The sequence below is a fragment of the Janthinobacterium sp. PAMC25594 genome, from assembly GCF_019443505.1.
GTDB lineage: Bacteria > Pseudomonadota > Gammaproteobacteria > Burkholderiales > Burkholderiaceae_D > Janthinobacterium.
This window is the reverse complement of record NZ_CP080377.1, coordinates 3,722,490-3,742,501: the sequence shown is the minus strand read 5'-3', so window position 1 is coordinate 3,742,501 and position 20,012 is coordinate 3,722,490. Positions and strand designations below refer to the sequence as shown.

The 20,012-nt window shown below is 64.0% G+C and carries 19 protein-coding genes; 14 read left to right on the top strand and 5 right to left on the bottom strand.

What is annotated here, in order from left to right; translation table 11 throughout:
- The first annotated feature begins 8 nt into the window (after positions 1 to 8).
- Both KY494_RS16825 and KY494_RS16820 read left to right on the top strand, forming a co-directional pair.
- Positions 9 to 278: a MoaD/ThiS family protein gene (locus KY494_RS16825; RefSeq protein WP_219887586.1), complete on the top strand. Its 270-nt coding sequence runs from the start codon at positions 9 to 11 to the stop codon at positions 276 to 278.
- Positions 279 to 292: 14 nt separating this feature from the next.
- Complete coding sequence (locus tag KY494_RS16820) at positions 293 to 1,390, top strand: exo-alpha-sialidase (RefSeq protein WP_219887585.1); 1,098 nt, start codon at positions 293 to 295, stop codon at positions 1,388 to 1,390.
- Here KY494_RS16820 and KY494_RS16815 read toward each other — a convergent pair.
- The gene (locus tag KY494_RS16815) at positions 1,363 to 1,986 is read right to left on the bottom strand and encodes a TetR/AcrR family transcriptional regulator (protein ID WP_219887584.1); all 624 of its coding nucleotides are present in this window, start codon (positions 1,984 to 1,986) and stop codon (positions 1,363 to 1,365) included. The genes KY494_RS16820 and KY494_RS16815 overlap by 28 nt on opposite strands.
- A gap of 151 nt (positions 1,987 to 2,137) precedes the next feature.
- On the opposite strand from KY494_RS16815, the gene KY494_RS16810 reads away from it, so the two are divergent.
- Positions 2,138 to 3,193 carry an MBL fold metallo-hydrolase gene (locus tag KY494_RS16810; protein WP_219887583.1) on the top strand — a complete coding sequence of 352 codons (1,056 nt, stop codon included), beginning with the start codon at positions 2,138 to 2,140 and terminating at the stop codon, positions 3,191 to 3,193.
- Between the two features lies 1 nt (position 3,194).
- On the opposite strand, the gene KY494_RS16805 is transcribed toward KY494_RS16810, so the two are convergent.
- Positions 3,195 to 3,527: a hypothetical protein gene (locus tag KY494_RS16805; protein ID WP_219887582.1), complete on the bottom strand. Its 333-nt coding sequence runs from the start codon at positions 3,525 to 3,527 to the stop codon at positions 3,195 to 3,197.
- A 436-nt stretch (positions 3,528 to 3,963) separates the two neighbouring features.
- Between KY494_RS16805 and KY494_RS16800 the strand changes: the two genes are divergently transcribed.
- Positions 3,964 to 4,974 carry a substrate-binding domain-containing protein gene (locus tag KY494_RS16800; protein WP_219887581.1) on the top strand — a complete coding sequence of 337 codons (1,011 nt, stop codon included), beginning with the start codon at positions 3,964 to 3,966 and terminating at the stop codon, positions 4,972 to 4,974.
- Positions 4,975 to 5,005: 31 nt separating this feature from the next.
- Here the strand turns inward: KY494_RS16800 and KY494_RS16795 are convergent, their stop codons facing one another.
- Together KY494_RS16795 and KY494_RS16790 are read right to left on the bottom strand one after the other, a co-directional pair.
- Positions 5,006 to 8,602 (bottom strand): indolepyruvate ferredoxin oxidoreductase family protein, encoded by a 3,597-nt coding sequence (locus tag KY494_RS16795; RefSeq protein ID WP_219887580.1) that lies wholly within the window; start codon positions 8,600 to 8,602, stop codon positions 5,006 to 5,008.
- A 194-nt stretch (positions 8,603 to 8,796) separates the two neighbouring features.
- Complete coding sequence (locus tag KY494_RS16790; RefSeq protein ID WP_219887579.1) at positions 8,797 to 9,738, bottom strand: LysR substrate-binding domain-containing protein; 942 nt, start codon at positions 9,736 to 9,738, stop codon at positions 8,797 to 8,799.
- A gap of 149 nt (positions 9,739 to 9,887) precedes the next feature.
- Here KY494_RS16790 and KY494_RS16785 point away from each other — a divergent pair, with 149 nt between their 5' ends.
- Positions 9,888 to 11,117: an HD-GYP domain-containing protein gene (locus KY494_RS16785; RefSeq protein ID WP_219887578.1), complete on the top strand. Its 1,230-nt coding sequence runs from the start codon at positions 9,888 to 9,890 to the stop codon at positions 11,115 to 11,117.
- Here KY494_RS16785 and KY494_RS16780 read toward each other — a convergent pair.
- The gene (locus KY494_RS16780; RefSeq protein ID WP_219887577.1) at positions 11,114 to 12,160 is read right to left on the bottom strand and encodes a GGDEF domain-containing protein; all 1,047 of its coding nucleotides are present in this window, start codon (positions 12,158 to 12,160) and stop codon (positions 11,114 to 11,116) included. The two genes, KY494_RS16785 and KY494_RS16780, sit on opposite strands and share 4 nt — an antisense overlap.
- Before the next feature lie 481 nt (positions 12,161 to 12,641).
- Between KY494_RS16780 and KY494_RS16775 the strand changes: the two genes are divergently transcribed.
- From KY494_RS16775 to KY494_RS16735, 9 genes are all read left to right on the top strand, one after another.
- The gene (locus KY494_RS16775) at positions 12,642 to 12,824 is read left to right on the top strand and encodes a Flp family type IVb pilin (protein WP_100876789.1); all 183 of its coding nucleotides are present in this window, start codon (positions 12,642 to 12,644) and stop codon (positions 12,822 to 12,824) included.
- Positions 12,825 to 12,878: 54 nt separating this feature from the next.
- Positions 12,879 to 13,412: a prepilin peptidase gene (locus tag KY494_RS16770; protein ID WP_219887576.1), complete on the top strand. Its 534-nt coding sequence runs from the start codon at positions 12,879 to 12,881 to the stop codon at positions 13,410 to 13,412.
- 93 nt (positions 13,413 to 13,505) lie between these two features.
- Positions 13,506 to 14,879, top strand: coding sequence for an ATP-binding protein (locus tag KY494_RS16765; protein WP_219887575.1), 1,374 nt, complete (start codon positions 13,506 to 13,508; stop codon positions 14,877 to 14,879).
- Positions 14,876 to 15,730 (top strand): Flp pilus assembly protein CpaB, encoded by an 855-nt coding sequence (gene cpaB, locus KY494_RS16760; protein ID WP_219887574.1) that lies wholly within the window; start codon positions 14,876 to 14,878, stop codon positions 15,728 to 15,730. The genes KY494_RS16765 and cpaB overlap by 4 nt, the downstream gene beginning before the upstream one ends.
- A gap of 18 nt (positions 15,731 to 15,748) precedes the next feature.
- Positions 15,749 to 17,182: a type II and III secretion system protein family protein gene (locus tag KY494_RS16755; RefSeq protein ID WP_219887573.1), complete on the top strand. Its 1,434-nt coding sequence runs from the start codon at positions 15,749 to 15,751 to the stop codon at positions 17,180 to 17,182.
- Positions 17,183 to 17,198: 16 nt separating this feature from the next.
- A complete protein-coding gene (locus tag KY494_RS16750; RefSeq protein ID WP_219887572.1) occupies positions 17,199 to 17,501 on the top strand; it encodes a hypothetical protein in 303 nt (100 codons plus the stop codon).
- Positions 17,491 to 18,912 carry a pilus assembly protein TadG-related protein gene (locus KY494_RS16745; protein ID WP_219887571.1) on the top strand — a complete coding sequence of 474 codons (1,422 nt, stop codon included), beginning with the start codon at positions 17,491 to 17,493 and terminating at the stop codon, positions 18,910 to 18,912. Before KY494_RS16750 ends, KY494_RS16745 begins: the two co-directional genes overlap by 11 nt.
- Positions 18,909 to 19,391, top strand: coding sequence for a TadE/TadG family type IV pilus assembly protein (locus tag KY494_RS16740; RefSeq protein WP_219887570.1), 483 nt, complete (start codon positions 18,909 to 18,911; stop codon positions 19,389 to 19,391). The genes KY494_RS16745 and KY494_RS16740 overlap by 4 nt, the downstream gene beginning before the upstream one ends.
- Positions 19,381 to 19,989 carry a TadE/TadG family type IV pilus assembly protein gene (locus KY494_RS16735; protein WP_219887569.1) on the top strand — a complete coding sequence of 203 codons (609 nt, stop codon included), beginning with the start codon at positions 19,381 to 19,383 and terminating at the stop codon, positions 19,987 to 19,989. The genes KY494_RS16740 and KY494_RS16735 overlap by 11 nt, the downstream gene beginning before the upstream one ends.
- The last annotated feature ends 23 nt before the right edge of the window (positions 19,990 to 20,012 follow it).

Below are 20,012 nucleotides of genomic sequence, written 5' to 3'. Positions count from 1 at the left end.
AGGGCAGCATGGCGCATCTGCATTTTACGCAACAACTGGCACGCTACCTGGACGTCCCCACCGTGGACGTGGTCGCGCCACGCCTGCGCGCCGCTCTCGATGCCGCGTTTGTGCTGCAGCCACGCCTGCGCGGCTACGTGCTCGACGAGCAAGGGGCCTTGCGCCCCAACGTGGTGATCTTCATCGACGGCGTGCGCTGCCGCGAACGGCGCGTGCTGGACGACGTCTTGCAGCCCGACAGCCAAGTGTATATCTTGCAGGCACTTTCCGGAGGTTAATCATGGGACCAGGCATGGCTCAACGCGCGTATCTTGGCACCCGCAAGGGCTTGTTCCAGTTCGATGTCGATGCGGCCGGCGCCTGGCAGCTGGCGCTGGTGCAGTTTGCCGGCGACCCCGTCTCCATGCTGCTGCACGATGGCCGCGACGGCACCTTGTATGTCGCCCTGAACCTCGGGCACTTCGCCGCCAAGCTGCACCGCCTCGACGCGGGCGCCAGCGCGTGGCAAGAAGTCGCCGTGCCCGCCTATCCCGCCAAGCCCGAGGACAGCAGCGATACGGTGCACTGGACCTTGCGGCAGATCTGGTCGCTGGCGGCCGGTGGCGCGGACCAGCCCGGCGTGCTGTGGGCCGGGACTTTACCTGGCGGCCTGTTCCGCTCAAGCGACCGCGGCGACAGCTGGCAGCTGGTCGAGTCCTTGTGGCACGTGCCGCAGCGGGCGCAATGGTTTGGCGGCGGCTACGACGTGCCCGGCATCCACAGCATTTGCGTCGATCCGCGCGACAGCCATACCGTGCTGGTCGGCGTGTCCTGCGGCGGCGTCTGGCAAACGCTTGATGGCGGCGCCAGCTGGGCCTTGAGCGCGACGGGCATGCGCGCCGACTACATGCCGCCCGGGCTCGATGAAAACGAGGCCGTGCAAGACCCGCACCGCATCGTGCGCAGCGCCGGCACGCCCGAGGCGCTGTGGTGCCAGCACCATAACGGCATCTGGCGCTCGCAGGACGCGGGCTGGCACTGGCAGGAAGTGAGCACGGCGCCGCTGTCGCATTTCGGCTTTGCCGTGGCCGTGCATCCGCGCGATGGCGACACGGCCTGGTTCGTGCCCGCGCAGGCGGACGTGCTGCGCATACCCATCGATGGCGCGCTGGCCGTGACGCGCACGCGCGATGGTGGCAAGACGTTTGAGGTGTTGCGCGCGGGATTGCCGCAGCGGCATTGCTACGACCTCATCTACCGCCACGGGCTGGCGCTGGCCGACGATGGGCGCGGTTTATTGATGGCGTCGACGACGGGCGGCGCCTGGTATTCGAGCGACGAGGGCGAGCATTGGCAGAGCATCTCTGCTCACTTGCCGCCCGTTTATGCCGTCTGTTTTGCCACGCCGTAGTAGCACAGGAAGATATCGACGGCCAGTTCCGCCACTTCGCGCTGGCGTGCCGGGCCCAGCAGAGGCTCACCGAGGGTGATCTGTGGCCAGAAGGCAAAGGTTTTTAATGGCGACATCAGCAGGTGCGCCACTTCCACCGTCTCGCCCGCCTTGATGCGCCCATCTTGCTGCGCCGCGCGGATCCAGAGATACAGGCCCGTTTCCTTTTCATTCAGGCGCGCCACCATCGCTTGCGCGCGCGCGGGCGAGTGAATGGTTTCACCAAAGATCACGCGCGCCAGGTCGATGAAGGCCGGGTCGCACAGCAAGCCCATTTTCTGCTCGACCAGGGCCAGCACCTGCGGGCGCAGCAACTGGTCCGCAAGATAGGGTACGGCGGGCTGGGCCACGCTGCTTTCCCACATGCGCCGCAGGATTTCCGCGAACAGTTCGTCCTTGCTGGGGAAATGGTTGTACACGGTGCGCTTGGAAACGGCGGCCGTGGCGGCGATCCTGTCCATGCTGGTCGCGTCAAAACCGTGCTCGCGGAACTCGGCGATGGCGGCATCGACGATGGCGACGCGCTTGCGGTCGGTGAGGCGTTGCGGTGCGGCCATGGCGGGAAATCTCCTTTGAAAACAATATTTTACACCTCCTGGTTTACTTTGCCAGAAATAGGAACTACACTGTGTAGTGTAATTCAATCCTTGTGCTTTATTGAGCGGATCGCATATGCATCGCATCTTATTCTTGGGAGTCCTGATCATCATGAGTTCTTGCACCTTGCGCGCCGCGCCTGTCGCGCCCGCTTCTTCCTCAACCTTGTCGCCACAACGCCACGACGGCAAGTTCCGCAATCCCGTGCAGATGCACAAGCTGGGCACGGCGGCCACGCTCAAGCTGATGTGGACCTTTTTCTTTGACAAGCCCGACAGCACAGTGCCGGCCGCTGCCGTGCCCGTGCAAGCCTTGAGCCAGGCGCAATTGCTGGCCGCACCGGACAACAGCCTGTTTCGCCTCGGCCATTCGACCCTGCTGTTGAAACTCAACAACGAATTCTTCCTCACCGATCCCGTGTTTTCCGAGCGTGCCTCGCCCGTGCAATGGGCAGGGCCGAAGCGTTTTCACCAGCCGCCCATCAGCATCGCTGACTTACCGCCGATCAAGGCCGTCATCCTGTCGCATGACCATTACGACCACCTCGACCATGCCGCCGTGCTGCAACTGGCCGCCAAGACCGAACATTTTGTTGCGCCGCTGGGCGTGGGCGATACCCTGCTTGCCTGGGGTGTGCCGAAGGAGAAGGTGCAGCAATTCGACTGGTGGCAGGGCACCACGATAGCCGGCGTGAAACTCGTCGCCACGCCCTCGCAGCATTTCTCGGGACGCGGCTTGTTTGATGGCAATCAAACCCTGTGGGCGTCGTGGGTCATCGACGCGCCGGACGTGCGCGTGTTTTTCAGTGGCGACTCCGGCTATTTCGGCGGTTTCAAACAGATCGGCGACAAGTACGGGCCGTTTGACGTGACCATGATCGAGACGGGTGCCTACGACAAGCTGTGGCCGGACGTGCACATGCAGCCGGAGGAAACCCTGCAAGCCCACCTGGACTTGCGCGGCAAGTGGCTGATGCCCGTGCATAACGGCACCTTTGACCTGGGGCTGCATGCCTGGCATGAACCGTTCGACCGCATCACGGGGCTGGCGGCCAAGCAGGGCGTGCACCTGGCCACGCCGCAAATGGGCGAGACGGTGGATTTACGGCAGCCGAAGCAGGGCGAGAAGTGGTGGTTGGCGATGCTGGAAGAAGAGATGCTTCGGTAATTTAGGCCGTCACGTCGATCAGGCGGCCCAGGGTCTGGCCATAGCTGTTCAGCTGGGGCGTGCTTTGCGGCGTGGCGGGGAGCGCTTGCCGCGGCACGGCCACCTTGATCGCCTGGTCCAGCTGCGGCGCCTTCACGGTGGCAGGGGCATCGGCCTGGGCTTGCTGGCTGCTGCGCTGCGTCTGGCTCAGCGACTCCTGTTCCCGCGCCAGCGACTGGCGGCTTTGCGCCAGCTGTTCGCTGTCGCGCTGTACCTGGTTCTGGCCTTGCTCGACCCGGCGCTGCGCCGTGGCCAGCGAGGCTTGCAGATTGTTGACGGACGTTAGCGTGACCACATTGTTCACCTTTGAAAGTATGTCCAGGCGTGCGCAGAAGAGGAAGAATGCGGCCCGGGGGGCGCGACATGTCTGCAGGTAATCTTTACCTGAATCAAGAGTAGGACAAATTCTCGCACAGTTCCAGTTAATTATGTTTTCTTGATAATTTTTTGTGTGCTCTCTGTGTTGCCGAACTGGCATGCCGAAGCTGGCGACGCTATGCTCAAAGTGAGTGCACGCTTCCTTTACTTTCCCGTGCCAGTCTGCCACGGACGATGGCCCGCTGCGAAGATGGCAGGACTGGTCACATTTAAAACATTGCTTTTTAAATAGTCAATATGTTGTTGTTTTTCTACCATGGCGACGCACGGTAATGCGCGGCCTGCTTGGCGCTCTGGGCTATAATTGACGGTCAGAGTTGGTTTTTTTTGCCATACAGACAGGTAGTTAACACATGAATCTCAAGAGCCTCGCAATTGCCCTCGGCATGTCGAAAACGACAGTCAGCAGGGCGTTGAACGGCTATCCGGAAGTCAATTCCCGCACCCGTGAAATCGTCCTGGCCGCCGCCAAGAAAGTCGGCTATCGGCCCAACCCGCTGGCGCGCAGCCTGGCCGTCGGCCGTACCAATGTACTGGGCATGATCTATCCCCTGCTGCCCAGCGACCTGGGCGACAGCGTCTTCCTTTCCGTGGTGAATGGCATGTCGGACGCCGTGGAAGCGTCGAAGATGAGTCTCATCATCGCCCCCGTGTCGCCGCAGAACGAACAGCCCTCGTATGAAAACATGGTGCGCGGGCGCCAGGTCGATGGCCTGGTGGTGGGCCGCACCAAGGTGGTCGACGAGCGCATCGCCTACCTGACGAAGGTGGGCTTTCCCTTTGTCGCGAATGGCCGCACGCGCATCGACGCGCCGTATGCGTATTTTGATTACGATAACGACACGGGCATCGACCTGGCCGTGTCCTTCCTGGCGGCGCACGGCCACCAGCGCATCGCCCTGCTGAGCGCGCCGCTGGACTTGCATTTCGCCTATGAGCGCAAGGAAAGCTTTATCCGCTGCATGGCGCAAGCGGGCTTGCCGCTGGACCCCGCCTATCTGCTCGACAACACCTTCGATCGCCGCAGCGGCTACCAGGCCATGCAGCAATTGCTGGCTTGCTCGCCCCGTCCCACGGCCGTCATCGTCGACAACCACCTGTCCGGCGTGGGCGTGGTGCGCGCGCTGATGGATGCGGGCATCGAAATCGGCAAGGAAATCTCCGTCATCGTCTGGGGCAATGTGGAAGACACCTTGATCGGCATCAACGTCACCACCATCGACCAGCCCGACCTGCGCCGCGCCGGCGCCAAGATGGTGGAAATGCTGCAGTCGCTGCTGGCCGGCACGCCGCCAGAACGGCTGCAGGAAATCTGGCAACCGGTGCTGTTGCCGGGGGCCACCGTGGGGCGCTGTCCAGAATAAAAAACGCAGAGCCGAGGCTCTGCGTTGTCTTTTATGCCGCGTACTTGCTTCCATCCGCCAGCACCGCCAGCAACCTCGCCTTGTCCTTGCGGTAAGTATCGACAGCCGCTTCCTTGACGTGGCCGAAGCCGCGGATTTTTTCGGGCAAGGATGCCAGTTCCACGCAGGTGCCGAGGTTGTCCGCCGTCAGGTTCGCCAGCAGGCCGGCCAGCAGTTCGCGGTACTCGACGATCAGCGCGCGCTCCATCTTGCGTTCAGCTGTGTAGCCGAAGACGTCGAAGGTGCCGCCGCGTAAGCCTTTTGCTTTGGCCAGCAGCTGGAAGGCGCGCCACATCCAGGAACCGAACTCCGCTTTCACCAGGTGCCCCTTTGCATCTTTCTTGGCGAACAGCGGTGGCGCGAGGTTGAATTTGACGGAGAAATTCCCCTCGAACTGCTGCTGCAACTGCTCCACGAAACGGCCATCCGTGTACAAACGCGCCACTTCATACTCGTCCTTGTAGGCCAGCAATTTGAAGTAGTTTTTCGCCACGGCCGTCGACAGCTTCTGGCCCAGTCCCAGGGTGTTTTCCCGGTCGCGCACCTGTTTGACCAGGGTCAAATAACCGTCCGCATACGCGGCATTTTGATACGCGGTGAGGAACTCCACGCGTTTCTTGATGACGCTATCGAGGCTTTGCGGCATTTGCACGATGATCGCCTGCGACGGCGTGGCGATCTGCGTGACACGGCGCACGTCGACGGCGGCGCGGCGGCCCCACAAAAAGCTCTTCTTGTTCGACTCGATGCCCACGCCATTGAGTTCAATGGCGCGCAGCAGCGCCGCTTCCGTCAAGGGGATGCGGCCCTTTTGCCAGGCGTAACCGAGCATGAACAGATTGGCGGCAATCGAGTCGCCCATCAGCGCGGTAGCCAGTTTCGTGGCGTCGATGAAGTCGGCCGCGTCCGCGCCGCCCACGGATTCCTCGATCAACTGGCGCACCTCGGCCGTCGGATATTGCCAATCGGCATTTTGCGCAAACGTGCCGGGCGGCTGCTCGTGCAGGTTGACGACGGCCAAGCTGCGGCCTGGACGCATTTTCGACACGGCATCCTGCGCGCCGGCCGTCAGCATGTCGCAGCCTAAAATCAGGTCCGCTTCGCCCGTGGCGATGCGCTGCGCGCGGATGTGCGCGGGTGACTTGGCGATTTTCACGTGCGAAGTGACGGAACCGTTCTTTTGCGACATGCCCGTCATGTCCAGCACGGAGGCGCCCTTGCTTTCCAGGTGCGCCGCCATGCCCATCAGTGCACCCACGGTGATGACGCCCGTGCCGCCGATGCCATTGATCAGGATGTTGTACGGCGCGTCGCAGGCGGGTAATACAGGTTCCGGTAGCGGGCCGAAGTTGTCCGTCTCGCCCGGCTTGCCGGCGCCCGTCTTGGTTTTCTTCAGACTGCCGCCTTCGACGGTGACGAAGCTGGGGCAGAAACCCTTGGCGCACGAATAATCCTTGTTGCACGAGGATTGGTCGATGGTGCGCTTGCGGCCAAATTCCGTTTCCTTCGGCAGGATCGATACGCAGTTCGATTGCACGCCGCAGTCGCCGCAGCCTTCGCAGACGGCGTCGTTGATGACCATGCGTTTGGCCACGTCAGGATACTCGCCTTTTTTTCTTCTCCGGCGTTTCTCGGCGGCACAGGTCTGGTCGTAGATCAGCACGGACACGCCTTGCACTTCGCGCAGTTCGCGCTGCACGGCATCCATGTCCTTGCGGTCGTGCAAGGTCACGTGGGCGGGCAGGTTGCTGCGGTCGCTGTAGCGTGATAAATCTTCCGTGACCAGCGCGATGCGGGCGATGCCTTCGGCGGCCACCTGCTGCGCCATCATGGGCACGGTGATGAGGCCGTCCACGGGCTGGCCGCCCGTCATGGCGACGGCGTCGTTGTACAGGATTTTGTAGGTGATGTTGACCTTGGCCGCCTGCGCGGCACGGATGGCCAGATAGCCGGAATGGAAATACGTGCCGTCACCGAGGTTCTGGAACACGTGCGGCAGTTCCGAGAAGGCGGCCTGGCCGATCCACGGCGCGCCTTCGCCGCCCATGTGCGTGGTCAGCTTGTTCATTTCCGGGTAAATCGAGGTGGCCATCACGTGGCAGCCGATGCCGGCCAGGGCCAGGCTGCCATCCGGCACCTTGGTCGAGGTATTGTGCGGGCAACCGGAGCAGTAAAAGGCGGGGCGGAACGGCGTGTTCACGGCTTTCTTTAATACCGCATCCTTGGCGTCGAGGAAACTGAGTCGAGCCTTGATCAGGTCGCAGGTGACGGGATCGGAAATCAGGCGCGCGATGCGGCTGGCGATGACCCGTGCCACTTGCGAGACGGAAAAGTCGGCCTTGGACGTCAGCAGCCATTCGCCGCGCGGCGCCACCCATTCGCCCTTCTCGTCGAACTTGCCGATCACGCGGGGGCGCACGTCGTCGCGCCAGTTGTACAGCTGCTCTTTTAATTGGTATTCGACGATTTGCCGCTTCTCTTCGACCACGAGAATTTCATCGAGGCCTTGCGCGAATTCGCGCACGCTGTCCGGTTCCAGCGGCCACGGCATGGCCACCTTGAACAGCCGCATGCCGACATCGGCCGCCATCTGCTCGTCGATGCCCAGCTCTTCCAGCGCTTCCAGCACGTCCAGGTAGGACTTGCCGGACGCGATGATGCCCAGCTTGGCGTTCGGGCTGTCGATGGTGGTGTGGTTGAGCTTGTTTTCGCGCGCGTAAGCCAGCGCCGCATAGATCTTGTAGTCCTGCATCAGCGCTTCCTGGTTGCGCGCCTGCTGGCCCAGCGGGATGCTCGACAGGCGCGCGTTCAGGCCGCCTTCGGGCATGATGAAATCTTGCGGAATCTTGACTTCCACGCGGAACGGGTCGGCATCGATGGAGGCCGACGATTCGACCGTGTCGGCCAGGGCCTTGAAGGCCACCGTGCAGCCGGAAAAGCGCGACATGGCCCAGCCGTGGATGCCCAGGTCCAGGTATTCCTGCACATTGCACGGATACAGGACGGGGATCATCGAGGCGGAGAACAAATGGTCGGACTGGTGCGGCAGGGTCGACGAGTATGCGCCATGGTCGTCGCCGGCCACCAGCAGCACGCCGCCCAGTTTCGATGTTCCCGCATGGTTCATGTGCTTGAAGACATCGCCGCAGCGGTCCACGCCCGGGCCCTTGCCGTACCACATGGCGAACACGCCGTCGTACTTGGCCGGGCCGATCAGGTCCACCTGCTGCGAACCCCAGACGGCCGTGGCAGCCAGGTCTTCGTTGACGCCGGGCACGAACTGCACGTGGTGCGCTTCCAGCTGTTTCTTGGCTTTCCACAGGTTCTCGTCGAGGCCGCCCAGGGGCGAGCCGCGGTAGCCGGAGATGAAACCGGCCGTGTTCAGTCCGGCGGCCTGGTCGCGCAGGCGCTGCATCATGGGCAGGCGCACGAGGGCCTGGATGCCGGACAGGAAGATGGCGCCGGAAGTGGCCGTGTATTTGTCGTCGAGGCTGACGCTGGTCAAACGGGAAGTGTCGGGGGGCGTAGATGGCGCGGCACCGGCGTTTCTAACGAACGCTGCGGAGCCGTTTTCCGTGGTCACGGACATGGCTGTCTCCAAAAGGGTGTTTCAGATAGCGGCTGTACAAGGGGCGCACCCGGTAAGGCGCGCGCTGTGCAGACGGGATGGCCGCGTGTGGGCGGCACATAACTATTTTAAATTTAAAATAGTTAATGTGGTCAGTGTAGAACGACCGAGGGGAAGGGGCAAATACGCTTTGACGATGGGGGTATAAGAAATACTTATGCCATAGGCGAGAGCACGTGCGCCCCCACCCAGCGTCCGCTGCCGCACAGCTCTGTAGCCACTTGCAGCACGAGGTTTTTCACGGCGTTGCCCGCGTTCGTCAGGGGAATGTTCTTCGACGCACACAGGGCCACGGTGCGCGACAGGACGGGGCTGTGGATGGCATAGCTGCGCATGGCGCCGCTGTCGAGTTCGGCCAGCAGGGGCGCGGCGGGCAAGATGGTGGCGCCCATGCCGGCCAGGATGGCCGATTTCAGGATGGCGATCGAGTTGATCTCGATCACGTTCGCCGTCTCCAGGCCCAGTTCGCGGGCGCGGCTGTCGATGCGCGGCCGCACGCCATGCTGCAAGCCCGGCAGGATCAGGGTGGCGCTCAACGCTTGCGGGAACGACACGGCATGGCCGGCGGGCGCGAACGGCGAATCGCTGCGGCAAATGAAACGCATCTCTTCTTCCACCAGCGGGCAGCAGGAAAACGGCGTCAGCTGGCCATCGTCGAACAATACGGCCAGGTTGATGCGGCCCGATCTGAGCTGTTCATTGAGGTTGCCCGTGATTTCTTCCGTCAGCTGCAGGGTGATTTCGGGGTAGCGTTCGCGCGCTGCCAGCAGCAGGGGCAGGGCCAGCGCGCCGGAGATACTGTGCGGCAAGCCCAGGGTGACATTGCCGGACGGGCGCGTGGCGCTTTGCGTGACGGCCGAGCGGGCGTCGGCCACCTGTTTCAGGATCGCTTGCGCGTGTTCGTAAAATACCTTGCCCGCGTCCGTGCTGAGCACGCCCTGGGCCGAGCGGTGCAGCAGCTGCACCCCCAGTTCTTCTTCCAGCTGGCGCAGCTGCTGCGTCAGGGCCGGCTGCGCCACATGCAGCACCAGGGCCGCGCGCGACAGCGAGCCGTGGTCAACGATAGCAACAAAGTAACGTAATTGGCGCAGTTCCATGGGTCCCAAGAGCGGTGCGTTGAGGGTGCGGTGATCGGAAAAAACAGGATGTTGCGCCGCAGCGCCGAACGCGGCCAGCAGAATAACAATTTTGTTATACTCATTCTAGCGCCTTCGGTGCTCCAGACGCGTACTTGTGGGATGACAGCATGCTCAAGAAAGTTGATTCGTCTCAATTAAAAGTGGGCATGTATGTCCACGACCTCAGCTGCGACTGGATGACCCATCCGTTCGTGCGCAACCGTTTCCTGTTGCGCAGCGATGATGAAATCCGCAAGATCGTGCAAGCCGGCATCCACGACGTGGTGATCGACAGCGGCAAGGGCCTCGATGTGCAGGATGCGCCCACCGTGGCCCAGGCGCGGGCCGAGACGGAACGCGAACTGGTGCAGATCGCCGCGGCGGCGCCGCAGGTGGTCACGCGCGTGTCGCTGAGCATGGAACTGGCGCGCGCCACGCAGGTGCGGCGGCAGGCATCGAGCCTGGTGCGCACGGTGATGGCCGATGTACGCCTGGGCAAGGCCGTCGAGATCGACCGCGTGCAGCACACGGTGCAAGATATTACCGAATCGATTCTGCGCAATCCCGGCGCCCTTGTCGGCTTGTTGCGCATCAAGAACAAGGACGACTACACCTTCCTGCACTCCGTCAGCGTGTGCGCGTTGCTGGTGGCGTTTTGCCGCTCGCGGGGCATCGATGGCGCCACCACGCACCAGGCGGGCCTGGGCGGCTTGCTGCACGACACAGGCAAGGCGCTGGTGCCCGATAGCGTGCTGAACAAACCCGGCCCCCTGACGCCGGAAGAATTTGCCCTGATCAAGCGCCATCCGCGCGATGGCTACGATATCCTGTGCCGCTCGCCCGAGCTGGGCGCCATTCCCCTCGACATCGCCTTGCACCACCATGAGCGGCGCGACGGCAGCGGCTACCCGGACAAGCTGGCCGGCGACGCCATCAGCGAGCTGGCGCAGATGGCCGCCATCGTCGACGTGTATGACGCGCTGACGTCCGACCGCAGCTACCACAAGGGCATCGCCGCCGCCGAAGCCTTGCGCAAGATTTATGAGTGGAGCAAATTCCATTTCAACCCCGTGTTTGCACAGGATTTCATGCGCTGCGTGGGCATCTATCCGGTGGGCACCATGGTGATGCTGGAATCGGGCCGCCTGGCCGTCGTCATCGAGGCGCACGAAAGCAACCTGCTGGCGCCGAAGGTGAATGTGTTTTTCAGTACGAAGAGCAATGCCTACATCAAGCCCGAGACAGTCGACCTGTCGCGCGGCTTCGGCTTCGGCGGCGGCGACAAGATCGTCGGCCATGAGTCGGCTGCCAAGTGGCAGGTCGATCCCATGCGCTTTTTATCGCTGGCGGATGCCTAGAAGAACTCTGCCGTATCGTTCGAGGCGATAGTCGTTAACAGGCCCTTGGCGACCAGTTCATCGTAGTGGCAAGCCAGGTTGCGGCCATGGCTTTTCGCGTAATACAGGGCCTGGTCGGCGCGCCCGAGAATGATGACGGGCGCCTCATAGGCGTTGATGCTGACGAAGCCCACGCTGACGGTGACTCTGCCCACTTGCGGGAAGTCGTGCGCTTCGACATTGGTGCGGAAGCGGTCGATGATTTTCTGCGCATTTTCCAGGGTGATCGAGCGCAGCAGCACGACGAATTCCTCGCCGCCGAAGCGGAAGATGCGGTCTTGCGAGCGGAACGACGATTGCAGCTGGTTGGCGATCAGGATCAGCACTTCATCGCCATACAGGTGGCCAAATTTATCGTTGACCAGTTTGAAATGATCGACGTCGATCACGGCCAGCCATTGCCGTTCCGTGTCCGTATGGTGGCGCCGTTCTTCATCGATGGGACGCGGCTTCTCCGCTTCCGGTTCGCCGCGGCTTTGCAGGATTTTCGCCAGCTGGTCGTCGAAGGTCTTGCGATTCAACAAGCCGGTGAGCGAATCGCGTTCGCTGTAGTCGAGCAGGTTCTGGAAATTGCGGTACACGCTGACGATGCCGCCAATCACCTGGATGGTGGCGCCCGTGTAGGGCGTGGGGTTGGTGATTTCCAGGCAGGTGGTGACCTGGTCGCCGATCCAGATGGGCAGCCACAGCAGGTGGCGGCCGTCGGCGCACAGGGTATCGGCGCTCGCTTCATGGCGCGCGATGCAGGTGGCCAGCGCCGGATAGTCGGACAGCGGTTCGCCTGGCAGGGTAGGGTCGTTATGCTCTTCCATGCGGGCCACGCTGCCTGCCACGATGATGGCCCGCGACCGCACGAACACCTGGCCACGCACGCTGGTCAGGGCCAGCACACGGGTCTGCGACGCGGCAGCGAGCTCCTGCACCGCCGAGATCACGGAGATGTCGAGCATCGTGTGGTCGCGGTGCCCGGTCATGTCCACCATGTGTTTCAGTAGGGAATCCATTGTCGATCTCTGGAAAGTAGTCACACAAGTGTCGTCATAGCAGCATTGCATCAAGCAAGAGCATGTTCGCGTCCGTCTACAAGAAGCCAAGATTTATTTGGTGGCATGACGCTCTTTACCGCAGGGCGAGAGGCCTTTCCAAAGAAGAGCTAAGCAGGATAATGTCTTTTTGCCTAATAGGCAATTAACGTATGCAATATTTCATGTAAATACATGAGATTCATGCATGGCGTTGCAAAAAACTTGCCTTGACGCAGACTTTCAATCCTGATCGCAACATTTGTTTGCGTCAGCCGTCATTTCAACAAGGTTTGATAATTTCCATATGGAAACTTGTGGCGCGTCAATTTGCCAAACCGTGGACGCTTTATAGTCAATGCAATGGCGCAGAAATTTACGGCAGGAAACATATTAGCAGGAATGGGCAATGTTTCACACCCGATTGCGCCAGGGACTTGTGATTCACTTTTGGGAGCTTGTCATGCATACCTTCCTGTCGGCAGTACAGCAGTTTGTCCAAGATGAGGACGGGATTACGGCAATCGAATACGGCTTGATTGCGGCCTTGATGGCGACCGCCATCACGGCCGGTTTCTTGCTGATCAAGACCAACCTGCTGAACGTCCTCACCGAAATTTCGTCGAACCTGGTGTTGACGCCCTAAGCGGGTGCCCGCCGCTGGCCGGCCGGTGGCGGGTTTTTTTTCAGGAGGTATGCCATGCCTGCAACTGCCTTGTGCGACCTGCTGTTGTTGTGTTTTGTGACGGGGGCCGCCGTCAGTGATTTGATCCGCCGCAAGATACCGAATGGTTTGGTACTGTCCGGCATCCTCGCCGCGCTGGCCTTGCACCTGTGGCTGTGGCCGCACAGCGTGCCGTCGTTGTGGCTGGGCGGCATGGCGACGGGTTTCTTCCTGTTTCTTCCTTTATATGTGCTGCGCGGCATGGCCGCCGGCGACGTCAAGCTGATCGCCATGGTGGGCGCCTTTGCCGGCCCGTGGCCCGTGCTGCAGATCTGTTTCGCCACCTTTGTGCTGGGCGGCCTGATGGCCGTGCTGATGATCACGTACCAGGGCAAGTGGCGCGCCTGCCTGGGCAATCTGCGCCAGCTGCTGTGGCCGATGATCGCGCGCATGGCCGGCATTCCGCTGGCGCCCGCTGCGCTGGGGAGCGGCGCCAGCGTGGGCAACATGCCGTACGGACTGGCCATTGCCCTGGGTTGCCTGGTGGTGCAAGGGCGGCATTATTTCTGATTGTCATTCATTGCTCTTGATCAATGGGCGCCAGTCCCCGCTGGCTAGAATGAATTCTGTTCAATGCAGTCTTAACCGGCTTGGAGACACAGGATGACCGAGGTCGACTATTCCATGAGCACCGAGAGTGCGCCGCGCCCCGCCGACGCGAACCTGATGCCGCCCTTGCCGCCGCAGCCGAAGAGCTTGCGCGAAACGGGCCTGGAGCGGCCGCTGGTGGTTGAACTGATCGCCAAGCTGATGTTTGTGAGCGGCAAGACGCACCTGTCCGCCATGACGACGCGCTTGCGCCTGTCGATCAATGTCTTGCGCGAAGTGCTCGATTTCATGGTGGCCGAGCAGATGGCCGAAGTGGCCTGGCGCGGCGAATCCGAGATCGACGTGCAGTACCAGCTGACGGGCGCCGGCAAGCAGCGCGCCAGCGCCTTCCTTGAGCGCTGCGCGTATATCGGCGCCGCCCCCGTCACCCTGGAAGCATACCGCGCCATGGTGGCGCGCCAGTCGTGGCTGGCACAGGAACAGCGCATCGGCAGCGACGACCTGGCCGCCGTGCTGGGTAGCGCCCATGCGGGGCCGGGCATGCTCGACGTGGTCGGCGCGGCCCTGCATTCGGGGCGCTCGCTGCTGCTGTACGGTCCGCCCGGCAGCGGCAAGTCGACCCTGGCGCTGCAACTGGGCCAATTGCTGCACGGTCTCGTCGCCGTGCCCTACGCCATCGTCGTCGGCCAGGACATCATTCAATTGTACGATCCGGCGCAGCACCTGCCGCCCGCGCCGCAGCATGTCAGCCATGCGCGCCAGGCGCTCGAGCGGCGCAGCACCGATATTCGCTGGGTGTTGTGCCAGCGTCCCGTGATTCACGTGGGCGCCGAGCTCGACGCGGGCATGCTGGAGCTGCGCCATGACGCCAGCGGCGGCTGCTACCAGGCGCCGCCCCATGTGCGGGCGAATAACGGCATGCTGATCATCGACGACCTGGGTTGCCAGCGCCTGGGCGCGCAAGAACTGCTGACGCGGCTGATGCAGCCGCTGGCACGGGGCAGCGACCAGCTGGGCCTGCCCGGCGGCGTGCAGATCAGCGTGCCGTTCGACAATGCCCTGGTGCTGGCCACGAACGTGCCGCCGGGCGAACTGTTCGATCCTGCCTTGCTGCGCCGCATCGGCTACAAGGTGCAGGTGGGGCCGCTGGCCGAGAGCGCCTATCGCGCCCTGTTCCGCCAGCAATGCCGTCTGGCCGGCATGGCCATCGACGAGCTGGTCCTGCATCACCTGCTGCAGCTGCATGGCGCACAGGGACGGCCCTTGCTGGCCAGCTATCCTGGTGAATTGCTGGCGCGCATAGGCGACTTTGCGGGCTTTGCCGGCTGCGAAGCGCGCCTGACGGTGGCCGCCCTGGAACAGGCCTGGAGCAGCCTGTTTGCCAGCTGCGACATGCCGGCCGCCAGCCTGTGCGAGCGTATCGCATGAAAAACCGGCGCGCCCTCCTGATGATGGGTCTGGCTGTGGTGCTGGGCCTGCTGGCCGTGTTGCTGGCCTCGCACTGGCTGCTGCGCCAGACGCCGGCCGGCAAGGGCAAGATCGTCGTCGCCGCCAGCGATGTCAACCTGGGCCAGCGCCTGACGCCCGAGATGCTGCGCCTGGCCGAATGGCCTGCGGAAAGCTTGCCGCAAGGCGCGCTGCAAGACCCGGCGCCACTGGCGGGACGGGTGCTGAAAACCAGCGTGCTGCGCGGCGAACCGCTGAGCGAAGCCAAGCTGGCACCGGTGGGCACCCTGGGCGGCCTGTCGGCCCTGATCACGGAAGGGCGGCGCGCCATCACCGTGCGCGTCAACGACGTGATCGGCGTGGCCGGTTTCGCCTTGCCGGGCAACTATGTCGACATCATCGTGAGCACCCAGCAGGATGCGGGCGACCGCGCGTTTCCGCAAAGCCGCAACATTTCCAAGATCGTGCTCGAACGCATCCTGGTGCTGGCCGTGGCGCAGGAGGTGGGGCGTGACGAGACCAAGCCGCGCGTAGTCAATGCGGTGACCCTGGAAGTGACGCCGGAACAGGCTGAAAACCTGGACCTGGCGCGCAGCGTGGGCAGCCTGTCGCTGGTGCTGCGCAACCAGGTCGACCCGCAGCCGGGTGTGACGGCGGGCGCCACCAAGCTGACCCTGCTGGGTGGGCCGCACGAAGCCGAGCCCGCTCCTGCCGCTGTCCCCGTGCTGGCCGTGGCACCGCGCCCGGTGCGCGTGGCGAAGGCGCCGGCGGAGCCACAGCGCCAGTGCAGTGGCGTCATCGACGGGACGCGCCAGTCGCGCGAATGTTTTTAGCCAACCATGGACACGCTCATGAACCGCGCCCTGCTGACACTGTGCTGCCTGTTGTTGCCGCTTGCCGGCGCGGCGGCCGATCCTGGCCCGCGCTGCGGCGGCGAAGCGGCTACCCCCGGCAACTTGCAGCTGCAGGTGGGCAAGTCGAGCATGCTGCGTCTGCCTGAAGCGGTACAACAGCGCAGCGTCGGCAATCCGGCCGTGCTGCAAGCCATGCTGGTGGCGCCCGACACTTTATATGTGGTCGGCGTCGATGTGGGCAGCACCAACATGATCATCCAGGGCAAGAGCGGCGTGTGCAGCGTGGTGAATGTCAGCGTCAGCATGGACCCGGCCGGCTTGCAAGCGACCCTGGCGGCCCTGATGCCGGAAGAAAAAGCCATCCGCGTGACGGCCGTGGCCGATACCCTGGTGCTGTCGGGCACGGTGCAGGATGCGGGCGCCGTGCTGCGCGCCGTCGAGCTGGCGCACGCGTATGTGCGCCGCGCTACGCATCCGCTGGCGTTGCCCAAGCCCGCCGATGGCGCCGCCTTGCCTGTCGCCGCAGCGGCGCCCGGTGGCGGCACGGGCGGCGCGAGCAGCCGCATCATCAATATGCTCGACGTCAGTGCGCCGCAGCAGGTGATGCTGGCCGTGCAGATCGCCGAAGTATCGAAGTCGCTGCTGGAACGGCTGGAAGTGGGCGCCACCCTGCGCTTCGCCTCCGGCAGCTGGGCCACCACCTTGCTGTCGAATTTCCTCAGCGGCACGGCCAATGGCTTGCTCGACGTGCGCAAGTCGAATGGCCAGCAGCTGACCATCGAGGCGCAGAAACAGGATGGCCTGGTGCGCATCCTGGCCGAGCCGACGGTGATGGCGATCAGCGGGCAGGAAGGCAGTTTTTTGGCTGGCGGCAAGATCTTCATTCCCGTCGGCCAGGACAACAACAAGATCACGCTGGAAGAGCGCGAGTATGGCGTCGGCTTGCGTTTTACGCCCACCGTGCTGTCGGGCGGGCGCATCAACCTGAAGGTGGCGCCGGAAGTGTCGGAACTGTCGCGCGAGGGGGTGGGCATTTCCGCCGCCGGCGTCAGCGGCCGCTCGATTTTGCCCGTCATCACCACGCGGCGCGCCTCGACCACGGTGCAGCTGTACGACGGCCAGAGCTACGCCATCGGCGGCTTGATCAAGAACAACCAGGTGAGCAACATCACGGGCGTGCCCTGGCTCAGCGAAGTGCCCATCCTCGGCGCGCTGTTTCGCAGCACGGATTTCCAGCATGACCGTACGGAATTGCTGTTCGTCATTACCGCGCACCTGGTCAAGCCCTTGCCGGCGGAGGCCGTTCTGCCGACGGCGCAGCTGGCGCCCCCTTCGCGCACGGACTTGATGTTGGGCGGCAAGATGGAAGGGACGCTGGCGCCGCCGCCCGTGCCGCCACTGCGCGCGGCCAACGGTTTCGAGCTGAAATGAGACGGGGAGACATGCCATGCCGAACTCGCTTTTGATGTCGCTGTGGCGCCTGGCGGCGCTGCTGCTGGTACTGCAGTTGGCCGCCTGCGCGCACGGCAGCACGCCGCAGCAGGACGGGCGCTTTGGCGACGCCGTGCGCCTGGCCATGGCGCAGCAGGTGCGCGATCCGGCCAGCGCCGGCAATCGCACCCCGGCCGATGGCCTCGATGGCCCCAGCGCGCACGCCGTCATGCAGCGCTACCGCGCCTCGTTTGCCGAACCGAACGGCCAGGCGCCGCAGCCGGTGCAATTCATGCTGGGAGGCGGCAATGGCAAATAGACGCCAGCGCGGGGCGATGCTGATCGCCTTTTCCATCCTGCTCATCGTGGTGCTGGGCTTTATTGGCCTGGCGCTCGACGTGGGGCAAGTCATCGGCCGCAAGACGGAACTGCAGAACCTGGCCGACAACGCGGCGCTGGCGGCGGCGGAACTGGCGGGCACGCCTGAAGGCTTGCTCGCTGCCGTGGACAAAGCCAAGCACAGTGCGGCCGACAAGAGCGCGTGGCGGCGCCGTATGGAGGGCGCCATTCTGTCGGACGCCAGCATCCGCTTCGCCAGCACGCCCGATGCGACCGCCAGCGAGTGGCATGCGGCGGGCGCCGTGCCCGATGCCGCCAGGGCGCTGTTCGTGCGCGTCGATACGCAGGCCAATGACCCGGCGCTGGGCCGGGTGGCGACGGCGTTCCTGGGCGCCTGGTCGCCGGCCCTGCGCACGCTCGATACGGGCGCGCGCGCCGTGGCGGGGCGGACCAGCTTGCACCTGACGCCGCTGGCCGTCTGCGCGCTGTCGGCCAGCGCGGCCAGCCCGCGCACGAATGCGGCGCTGCTGCCGGCCGTCGAGTTGCTGGAATATGGCTTCCGGCGTGGCGTGGCGTATAACTTGTTGAAGCTCAACCCGCAGGGCGCCACGGCCGAGCATTTCGTGCTCAATCCGCTGGGCCAGCCGGGGACGGTGGGCGCGTCGGCGCAGGTCAGCGATGCCGCCATCCTGCCCTTCGTCTGCTCGGGCAGCGTGCTGTTCCCGCGCATCGGCAGCGCGCAAGTGCACGTGCACCGACCCTTTCCCGCCGCGCTGTGGCCAGCTTTCAATGCGCGCTTCAACCAGCATGCGGGCAGCGGCTGCCATGCCGTCACGGCGCCGCCCGACACGAATATCCGCGGCTATCCGAATACGGCGGTGAACTGGTGGATGACGAACACGCCCGACGCTCCCAGCGCCCTGAGCACCGGCAATCCGTTGCTGTCCGTGGCCGACCCGGTGTCGAACGCGACACCGCCCGCGGTCGGCAGTTATGGACCGTTGTGGTCGTTTGCCAAGGCGGTCAAGTACAGCAGTGTGAAGCCGGCGGACGGCTACGTGCCGTTTGCCACCAGCGACTGGCCCAAGCTGTATCCGGCTAGCCCGGCCGCGCCGGCTGCCAAGTCCGTCTACCCCGCCAGCAGTACTCCCTACCTGACGCTGGGTTTCCAGACTGCGCCGAGCGGCAACACGGGCGTGGCGCAGCGGCGCCTGTTGCATATCGCCTTGCTGGCCTGTCCTGTGCCGGCCGGCAGCGACGTGCTGGCCCAGGTGTGCGGCATCGGCCGCTTCTTCATGACGGCGCCGGCCAGCAATGGCGTGCTGAGCGCTGAATTTGCCGGCATCGTGCCGGAGCAGGCGCTGGGCAGTCCCGCGGAGCTGCTGCAATGAGGCCGCCTTGCCGCAGGCCCCGTCGCCAGGACGGCGTGGCCGCCATCGAGCTGGCGCTGATCCTGCTGTTTTTCATGGCGCTGCTGCCCTTCGTGCTGCTGTTCGGCCGCGCGCTGCTGGTGTACACGGCTCTGCAAAAAAGTACGCACGATGCGGCGCGCTACCTGGCCACCATGCCGCTGCCGCAGATGGCCAAGTTCGACACGGCGAACCAGGGCGTCGCGTTTTCCCGGCAGATGGTGGTCGATGCGATGGCGGAAAGCTGGCCGCATATGGAGGCCGCCCGGCTCACCGTGGAATGCGTGTATGCCGACGATTCCTATGGCTGCGGCAACTATGCGACGGCACCGCTGCAGGTGCGCGTCAAGGTGGCCGTCTACATGCCGGTCGATGTCCTGCCCGAGCTGACGCGCAAGTGGCTGCCGCAGCTGGCGCCGATTCCGCTGCGTGCCAACGCGACATTGCACTATGTTAATTAACCTGCGTCCCCAGCGGCAGCGCCAGGGCGGCGTCTTCGCTGTCGAGTTCGCCATGCTGGCGCTGTTGTTCTTTCTGTTCCTGTTTGCCCTGCTGGAAGTGGCGCGCGCCGTGTATTTGTGGAACATGGTGCACGAGATCACCCGGCGCGCCGCGCGCGGCGCGGCCGTCACCGATTTCAGCAATGCCGGCGCGCTGCAGGCCGTGCGGACGCACGCCGTGTTGCGCGCCGCACCGGGCGCGCTGCCGCTCGGCGGCGGCATCAGCGACGCGTATGTGCGCATCGATTATCTGTCGCTGTCCGACAGCGGCGCGGCGCTGGCGGCGCTGCCGGTCAGCGTGATGCCAGGCTGTCCGCAGCGCAACCGCATCAATTGCATCGACAACCCGCATGGCGCCAGCTGCATCCGCTTCGTGCGCGCGCGCCTGTGCGTGCCCGGCGATGGCGCGCGCTGCGAAAGCGTGCCGTACCGGCCCGTCCTGCCCCTGCTTGGGATGATGTTTCCCTCCGGTGCAAGGGCCGTGCGTTTGCCCAGCGGGAGCACCATGGCGGTGGCCGAGTCGCTGGGCTATCCGGGCAATCCGAATTCCTGTCCCTGAGCGCCGCGTGGCGGCGCAGCCGA

Excerpts from the sequence above, each read along its gene's own strand:
- KY494_RS16790 (WP_219887579.1), bottom strand. The coding sequence starts at position 9,738 with ATGGAACTGCGCCAATTACGTTACTTTGTTGCTATCGTTGACCACGGC.
- KY494_RS16755 (WP_219887573.1), top strand. The coding sequence starts at position 15,749 with ATGAACCGCGCCCTGCTGACACTGTGCTGCCTGTTGTTGCCGCTTGCC.
- KY494_RS16785 (WP_219887578.1), top strand. The coding sequence starts at position 9,888 with ATGCTCAAGAAAGTTGATTCGTCTCAATTAAAAGTGGGCATGTATGTC.
- KY494_RS16745 (WP_219887571.1), top strand. The coding sequence starts at position 17,491 with ATGGCAAATAGACGCCAGCGCGGGGCGATGCTGATCGCCTTTTCCATC.
- KY494_RS16810 (WP_219887583.1), top strand. The coding sequence starts at position 2,138 with ATGAGTTCTTGCACCTTGCGCGCCGCGCCTGTCGCGCCCGCTTCTTCC.
- KY494_RS16740 (WP_219887570.1), top strand. The coding sequence starts at position 18,909 with ATGAGGCCGCCTTGCCGCAGGCCCCGTCGCCAGGACGGCGTGGCCGCC.
- KY494_RS16795 (WP_219887580.1), bottom strand. The coding sequence starts at position 8,602 with ATGTCCGTGACCACGGAAAACGGCTCCGCAGCGTTCGTTAGAAACGCC.
- KY494_RS16750 (WP_219887572.1), top strand. The coding sequence starts at position 17,199 with ATGCCGAACTCGCTTTTGATGTCGCTGTGGCGCCTGGCGGCGCTGCTG.
- KY494_RS16825 (WP_219887586.1), top strand. The coding sequence starts at position 9 with ATGGCGCATCTGCATTTTACGCAACAACTGGCACGCTACCTGGACGTC.
- KY494_RS16815 (WP_219887584.1), bottom strand. The coding sequence starts at position 1,986 with ATGGCCGCACCGCAACGCCTCACCGACCGCAAGCGCGTCGCCATCGTC.
- KY494_RS16775 (WP_100876789.1), top strand. The coding sequence starts at position 12,642 with ATGCATACCTTCCTGTCGGCAGTACAGCAGTTTGTCCAAGATGAGGAC.
- KY494_RS16800 (WP_219887581.1), top strand. The coding sequence starts at position 3,964 with ATGAATCTCAAGAGCCTCGCAATTGCCCTCGGCATGTCGAAAACGACA.
- KY494_RS16770 (WP_219887576.1), top strand. The coding sequence starts at position 12,879 with ATGCCTGCAACTGCCTTGTGCGACCTGCTGTTGTTGTGTTTTGTGACG.
- KY494_RS16735 (WP_219887569.1), top strand. The coding sequence starts at position 19,381 with ATGTTAATTAACCTGCGTCCCCAGCGGCAGCGCCAGGGCGGCGTCTTC.
- KY494_RS16765 (WP_219887575.1), top strand. The coding sequence starts at position 13,506 with ATGACCGAGGTCGACTATTCCATGAGCACCGAGAGTGCGCCGCGCCCC.
- KY494_RS16820 (WP_219887585.1), top strand. The coding sequence starts at position 293 with ATGGCTCAACGCGCGTATCTTGGCACCCGCAAGGGCTTGTTCCAGTTC.
- KY494_RS16780 (WP_219887577.1), bottom strand. The coding sequence starts at position 12,160 with ATGGATTCCCTACTGAAACACATGGTGGACATGACCGGGCACCGCGAC.
- cpaB (WP_219887574.1), top strand. The coding sequence starts at position 14,876 with ATGAAAAACCGGCGCGCCCTCCTGATGATGGGTCTGGCTGTGGTGCTG.